6 protein-coding genes and 1 pseudogene are annotated in these 6,197 nt (G+C 52.9%); all 7 read left to right on the top strand.

The window, feature by feature from the left end; translation table 11 throughout:
* Positions 1-53: 53 nt before the first annotated feature.
* Positions 54-548 (top strand): annotated as a pseudogene (locus DWW03_RS14650) (hypothetical protein); the annotation flags it as partial.
* A gap of 170 nt (positions 549-718) precedes the next feature.
* Positions 719-1,015: a DUF4134 domain-containing protein gene (locus tag DWW03_RS14645; protein ID WP_004308755.1), complete on the top strand. Its 297-nt coding sequence runs from the start codon at positions 719-721 to the stop codon at positions 1,013-1,015.
* A 10-nt stretch (positions 1,016-1,025) separates the two neighbouring features.
* Positions 1,026-1,388 carry a DUF4133 domain-containing protein gene (locus tag DWW03_RS14640; protein WP_007566699.1) on the top strand — a complete coding sequence of 121 codons (363 nt, stop codon included), beginning with the start codon at positions 1,026-1,028 and terminating at the stop codon, positions 1,386-1,388.
* The gene (locus tag DWW03_RS14635) at positions 1,385-3,898 is read left to right on the top strand and encodes a TraG family conjugative transposon ATPase (RefSeq protein WP_118406936.1); all 2,514 of its coding nucleotides are present in this window, start codon (positions 1,385-1,387) and stop codon (positions 3,896-3,898) included. The genes DWW03_RS14640 and DWW03_RS14635 overlap by 4 nt, the downstream gene beginning before the upstream one ends.
* An 11-nt stretch (positions 3,899-3,909) precedes the next feature.
* Positions 3,910-4,536, top strand: coding sequence for a DUF4141 domain-containing protein (locus tag DWW03_RS14630; RefSeq protein WP_007566703.1), 627 nt, complete (start codon positions 3,910-3,912; stop codon positions 4,534-4,536).
* A gap of 19 nt (positions 4,537-4,555) precedes the next feature.
* Complete coding sequence (traJ, locus tag DWW03_RS14625) at positions 4,556-5,551, top strand: conjugative transposon protein TraJ (RefSeq protein WP_028728967.1); 996 nt, start codon at positions 4,556-4,558, stop codon at positions 5,549-5,551.
* A gap of 20 nt (positions 5,552-5,571) precedes the next feature.
* Positions 5,572-6,195 carry a conjugative transposon protein TraK gene (gene traK, locus DWW03_RS14620; RefSeq protein ID WP_004325451.1) on the top strand — a complete coding sequence of 208 codons (624 nt, stop codon included), beginning with the start codon at positions 5,572-5,574 and terminating at the stop codon, positions 6,193-6,195.
* Positions 6,196-6,197 lie beyond the last annotated feature (2 nt).

Here is a 6,197-nt window from a genome sequence, read left to right as displayed (position 1 = left end):
TGTTTGCTGCATAAGATTTACTCTTTTTTGTAAACCTTTTTCAGGACGGGACATACACGCTGATAGGTGAAAGCCGATACAAGAGCGGACAATTTCAGACAGCGCAGGACAAATCGGGACACCTCCCGCAAGCGGCTGAAAATGATACTATTTTTGCGCCGCAGGCTGACGGACTGCCGGAAGAAACGCCCGGTTACGAGAATGACGAACCCGACTACGAGGACGAGGAAATAGCCGGGTACATGGACGGTGACGATGATACCGGGCGGGCTACGGGCGTGAGCTTTGACGAACTGGGCGAAGCGGTACGCACGGCGAACGCCGACAACCCCACCGAAACGGAACAGCGGCAAGCCGCCGGGACACTGGCAAGGATTGAGGGGACGAACCTCTACGATGCGGTGGTGGAGAACATCAACGGCGGGCTGGCAAAGGTGGCGGAACTGCTGGGACGCAACGAAGCGGAACTGGCTGCGGCTGCTGTCCCTGCCGAAGCTGGCAATAAAAGCAAGGAACACGAAGCGTTCGACATGAACGATTTCCTATAATATAATAATGTATAAGCCTGACAGCATGAAACAGCGTGATTACGGTTGATTGGCAACCTGAAAACCAAACAGACAAACGGGACTATCCCCGACCACTAAAATTTCAAATTATTCACCAGCCGGGAAAGGCGGACTATCCACCCGCCGCCCGGCATTAAAAACAAATCACAATGAGAAAGAAAATCTTCTTGTCGGCGGCTATACTTGCCGCCGTGGTAAGTGCCTACGCACAAGGAAACGGGCAGGCGGGCATCACCGAAGCCACGAACCTAATCACCGGGTATTTCGACCCCGGAACAAAACTGGTGTACGCAATCGGGGCGGTCTGCGGCTTGATTGGCGGGGTAAAAGTATATAACAAGTTTTCAAGCGGCGACCCCGACACCTCAAAGACCGCCGCCAGTTGGTTCGGGGCGTGCATCTTCCTGATTGTAGCCGCCACTATCCTGCGCTCGTTCTTCCTCTAAACCTGCGGCTATGTCTGACGAGTTGTTGAGGGCTAAGCCCGAAAAATATCAGGTAAACAGGGGTATCGGGAAGCCCGTGGAGTTCAAGGGGCTGAAAAGCCAGTACCTCTTTATCTTTTGCGGCGGCTTGCTCGCCGTCTTCGTGGTGTTCATCGTCCTGTTCATGGCGGGCGTGAACCAGTGGCTATGTATCGGTTTCATCGTGTCGGCTTCGCTGCTGCTCGTGTGGCAGACGTTCCGGCTCAACGCCAAGTACGGCACGCACGGGCTGATGAAAGCCGCCGCACGCAAACGGCATCCACGCTTCATTATCAGCCGAAAGGCGATACCCCGATTATTCACCTACAAAAAAAGAAAGGAAGAAAGACCATGAGAAATATGTTAAAGGCTACCACGCTGGAAAGGAAATTCCCCCTTTTGGCGGTGGAGAACGGCTGCATCATTTCAAAGGATGCGGACATAACGGTGGCTTTCAGGGTGGAACTGCCCGAACTGTTCACCGTCACCAGTGCCGAGTACGAAGCCATACATTCGGCATGGTACAAGGCAATCAAGGTGCTGCCCGACTACTCCATAGTACACAAGCAGGACTTCTTCATCAAGGAGAACTACCAGCCCGACACGGAAAGGGACGAGCTTAGTTTTTTAAGCCGCTCCTTTGAACGGCACTTCAATGAACGCCCGTTCCTGAACCATTACTGCTACCTGTTCCTGACAAAGACGACAAGGGGGAGAAGCCGCCGACAGAGCGACTTCTCCACCCTATGCCGGGGCAGGATTGTACCGCAGGAGATAGCCGACAAGGAAGCGGCGGCAAAGTTCATCGAAGCGGTCGGGCAGTTTGAAAGGATTATGAACGACAGCGGGTTTGTCACCCTTACCCGGCTGGCGGCATCGGAAATCACCGGGCAGGACGGAAAGGCGGGCATCATCGAGAAATACTTCTCGCTATCGCAGACAGATACCACCTGCCTGAAAGACATCGGGCTGTACCCGGAAGAAATGCGTGTCGGGGACGACATACTGTGCCTGCACACGCTTTCGGACGTGGAAGATTTGCCCGGAAAGGTCGGGACGGACACACGGTTTGAGAAGCTGTCCACTGACCGGAGCGACTGCCGACTGTCATTCGCCGCCCCGGTGGGCGTGCTGTTGTCGTGCAACCACGTCTATAACCAGTTCATCTTCATAGACGACCACGCCGAAAACCTGAAGAACTTCGAGCAGACCGCCCGGAACATGCAATCGCTCTCCCGTTATTCCCGTGCCAACCAAGTGAACAAGGAATGGATAGACGAGTACCTGAACGAAGCGCACAGCAAGGGGCTTGTATCGGTGCGCTGCCACTGCAACGTCATGGCATGGAGTGACGACCGGGAAGAACTCAAACGCATACGCAACGATGTGGGAAGCCAGCTTGCGCTAATGGAGTGCAAGCCACGCCACAACACGGTCGATACGCCCACGCTCTTTTGGGCGGGCATACCCGGAAACGAAGCGGACTTCCCCGCAGAGGAAAGTTTCTACACGTTCTTGGGGCAGGCTCTCTGCCTGTTCGTGGAAGAAACGAACTACAAGAGTTCGCTTTCGCCGTTCGGCATCAAAATGGTGGACAGGGTGAGCGGTCGCCCGCTGCATATCGACATATCGGATTTGCCCATGAAGAAAGGCATCACGACCAACCGCAACAAGTTCATACTTGGGCCGAGCGGGTCGGGTAAGTCTTTCTTTACCAACCACATGGTGCGTCAGTATTACGAGCAGGGGGCGCACGTGCTGCTGGTAGATACGGGTAACAGTTACTTGGGGCTGTCCCAGCTTATCCACAACCGCACGCACGGCGAGGACGGGATTTATTTCACCTACACCAACGAGAACCCGATAGCGTTCAACCCGTTCTATGTCGAGGACGGGGTATTCGACATAGAGAAGAAAGAGAGCATCAAGACCCTTATACTCACCCTGTGGAAGCGGGATGATGAAGCCCCGAAGCGGTCGGAAGAAGTGGCGTTGTCAAACGCCGTGAGTGCCTATATCGAACTGACAGGCAAAGACCGTTCGGTAACGCCCTGCTTCAACACGTTCTACGAGTTTGTCCGGGATGATTACCGCCGACAGCTTGAACAGAAGAACGTCAGGGAAAAGGATTTTGACATAAACAATTTCCTGAACGTGCTTGAACCGTACTATCGTGGCGGTGAGTACGACTACCTGCTGAACTCCGACAAGGAACTGGATTTGTTGCACAAACGCTTCATTGTCTTTGAGTTGGACAACATCAAAGACCACAAGATTTTATTCCCGGTAACGACTATCATCATCATGGAAGCCTTTATAAACAAGATGCGCAAGTTAAAGGGAATAAGGAAGTTAATACTAATCGAGGAAGCGTGGAAAGCGATTGCATCGGCGAACATGGCGGACTATATCCGCTACCTCTACAAAACCGTCCGAAAATATTTCGGGGAAGCGATTGTAGTCACGCAAGAGATTGAGGATATTATTTCTTCCCCTATCGTGAAAGAGAGTATCATCAATAACTCGGACTGCAAAATCCTGTTAGACCAAAGAAAATATCTCAACAAGTTTGACAGCATACAGAACCTCTTGGGACTGACCGACAAGGAGCGTTCGCAGATATTGTCTATCAACATGGCGAACCACCCCGGACGGAAGTACAAGGAAGTTTTCTTCTCGCTGGGCGGCACGCAGTCGGCGGTGTACGCCACAGAAGTTTCATTGGAAGAATATTACACCTTCACGACAGAGGAAAGCGAGAAAATGGAACTGTTCGCACTTGCCGACAAGCTGGGCGGCAACCTTGAACTGGCTATCAAGAGGCTTGCAGAAAGCAAACGTAATCCCCAATCATCAACAACTTAAAAATCAGGAACATGAAAAGAACAATTCTCCTTATGGCGGTATGCCTTTGCTTCATCGGCAACGCATCCGCACAGTGGGTGGTGTCAGACCCCGGCAATTTGGCACAGGGCATCATCAACACCACCAAGCAGATAGTGCAGACTTCCACCACAGCCAAAAACACGCTGGACGGCTTCATGGAAGCGCAGAAGATTTTCCAGCAGGGAAAAGTCTATTACGATGCGCTCAAAGCGGTACACGATGTTGTCAAGGGCGGCATCAAGGTGAAGAAGTCCATTGAACTGGTGGCGGAAATATCCGAAATCTACGTGCGAAACTACCAGAACATGCTGGCTGACCCGAACTACACGCCGGATGAACTCACCGCCATTTCAGCCGGGTATGCCAAGCTGCTCTCCGAAAGTGCGGACGTGTTGCAGGACTTGAAGAATGTAGTGAACGTGACGGGTATGTCGCTGACGGATGCCGAAAGGCTGGCGGTAATCAACAACGCCTACAAAAGCCTGCTCAACTACCGCAACCTCGTGAACTACTACACCCGAAAGAACATATCCGTGTCCTACCTGCGGGCAAAGAAGAAGAACGACACAGACCGGGTGCTGGCTCTCTACGGCTCGGCGGATGAACGCTACTGGTAACATATAAATCGGTATGCCTATGTTATTAGCAGCGGTGGATTTTGACAACCTGCACCAAGTGTTGCGGGTGCTGTACGATGAAATGATGCCCTTGTGCAGCAACATGACGGGGGTAGCCAAAGGAATAGCCGGGCTGGGTGCGCTGTTCTATGTAGCCGCCAAAGTGTGGCAGTCGCTCGCACGTGCCGAACCCATAGACGTGTACCCGCTCCTGCGTCCCTTTGCGCTGGGGCTGTGCATCATGTTCTTTCCCACGTTCGTGCTGGGGACTATCAACACGGTATTGTCGCCAGTGGTGAAAGGGTGCAACCAACTTATGGAAACGCAGACTTTCGACATGAACGAATACCGGGCACAGAAAGACCGACTGGAATATGAAGCCCTGATGCGTAGCCCCGAAACGGCTTACCTCGCTTCGGACGAGGAATTTGACAGGCAACTGGAAGAACTGGGCTGGTCGCCCTCCGATATGGTAACTATGACGGGTATGTATATGGACAGGGCGGCGTACAATATAAAGAAGTCCGTCCGGGACTGGTTCAGGGAACTGCTGGAAATGCTCTTTCAGGCGGCGGGGCTGATTATAGACACGCTGCGCACGTTCTTCCTAATCGTGTTAAGCATACTGGGTCCGCTGGCGTTTGCGATTTCCGTCTATGACGGTTTCCAAAGCACGCTGACCCAGTGGATTTCACGCTATATATCCATTTACCTGTGGCTACCCGTGTCGGACTTGTTCAGCAGCGTGCTGGCACGCATACAAACCCTGATGCTACAAAAAGACATCGAGCAGCTTTCAGACCCGAATTTCATTCCTGACGGGAGCAGCACCGTGTATGTAATCTTTATGATTATCGGCATCGTGGGCTACTTCACCATTCCAACGGTGGCAAGCTGGATAGTGTCGGCTGGCGGTACGTCTGCCTATAACCGCAACGTGGCACGGGCTGGGTCAATCGCCGGGGCGGCGGTCGGTGCGGCAAGCGGGAAAGTAACCGGGAAACTACTCAAATAACCAACATCAATATTTAGTATATGGAATTTAAGTCATTAACGAACATCGAAACGAGTTTCCGGCAAATCAGGCTCTTTGCGCTGGTATTCATCTGCCTGTGCGCACTGGTGACGGGCTTTGCCGTGTGGAACTCGTACAGCTTCGCCGAAAAGCAGCGGCAGAAGATATACGTCCTCGACAACGGCAAAAGCCTGATGCTGGCACTCTCGCAGGACATGGCGCAGAACAGACCCGTGGAAGCCAAGTCGCACGTGCGGCGTTTCCACGAACTTTTCTTCACGCTCTCACCCGACAAGGGGGCTATCGAAAGCAACATCAAACGCTCGCTGTTCCTCGCCGACAAGACCGCTTTCAACTATTACAAGGACTTGGCGGAAAAGGGCTACTACAACCGGGTGATTTCCGGAAACGTCACGCAGACGGTGGAGATTGACAGCGTGAAGTGCGACTTCGACCAGTACCCCTACAAGGTGAACACGTATGCCCGCCAGTTGATTGTCCGGGAAAGCAGCCTGACGGTGCGAAGCCTTGTGACCTCGTGCCGCCTGCTCAACGCCACACGGAGCGACAACAACCCGCACGGCTTCATCATCGAAGCGTTCACCATTACCGAGAACAAGGATTTGCAGACCATTAAGAGATAGCC

Origin of the sequence: Alistipes sp. AF14-19 (assembly GCF_003461645.1) — a bacterium.
In the GTDB taxonomy this organism is placed as follows: domain Bacteria; phylum Bacteroidota; class Bacteroidia; order Bacteroidales; family Rikenellaceae; genus Alistipes; species Alistipes shahii.
This window is presented reverse-complemented; position numbering and strand designations above follow the sequence as displayed.

Bases quoted from the DNA above. Each gene is read 5' to 3' on its own strand.
- DWW03_RS14645 (WP_004308755.1), top strand. From the start codon at position 719: ATGAGAAAGAAAATCTTCTTGTCGGCGGCTATACTTGCCGCCGTGGTA.
- DWW03_RS14640 (WP_007566699.1), top strand. From the start codon at position 1,026: ATGTCTGACGAGTTGTTGAGGGCTAAGCCCGAAAAATATCAGGTAAAC.
- DWW03_RS14635 (WP_118406936.1), top strand. From the start codon at position 1,385: ATGAGAAATATGTTAAAGGCTACCACGCTGGAAAGGAAATTCCCCCTT.
- DWW03_RS14630 (WP_007566703.1), top strand. From the start codon at position 3,910: ATGAAAAGAACAATTCTCCTTATGGCGGTATGCCTTTGCTTCATCGGC.
- traJ (WP_028728967.1), top strand. From the start codon at position 4,556: ATGTTATTAGCAGCGGTGGATTTTGACAACCTGCACCAAGTGTTGCGG.
- traK (WP_004325451.1), top strand. From the start codon at position 5,572: ATGGAATTTAAGTCATTAACGAACATCGAAACGAGTTTCCGGCAAATC.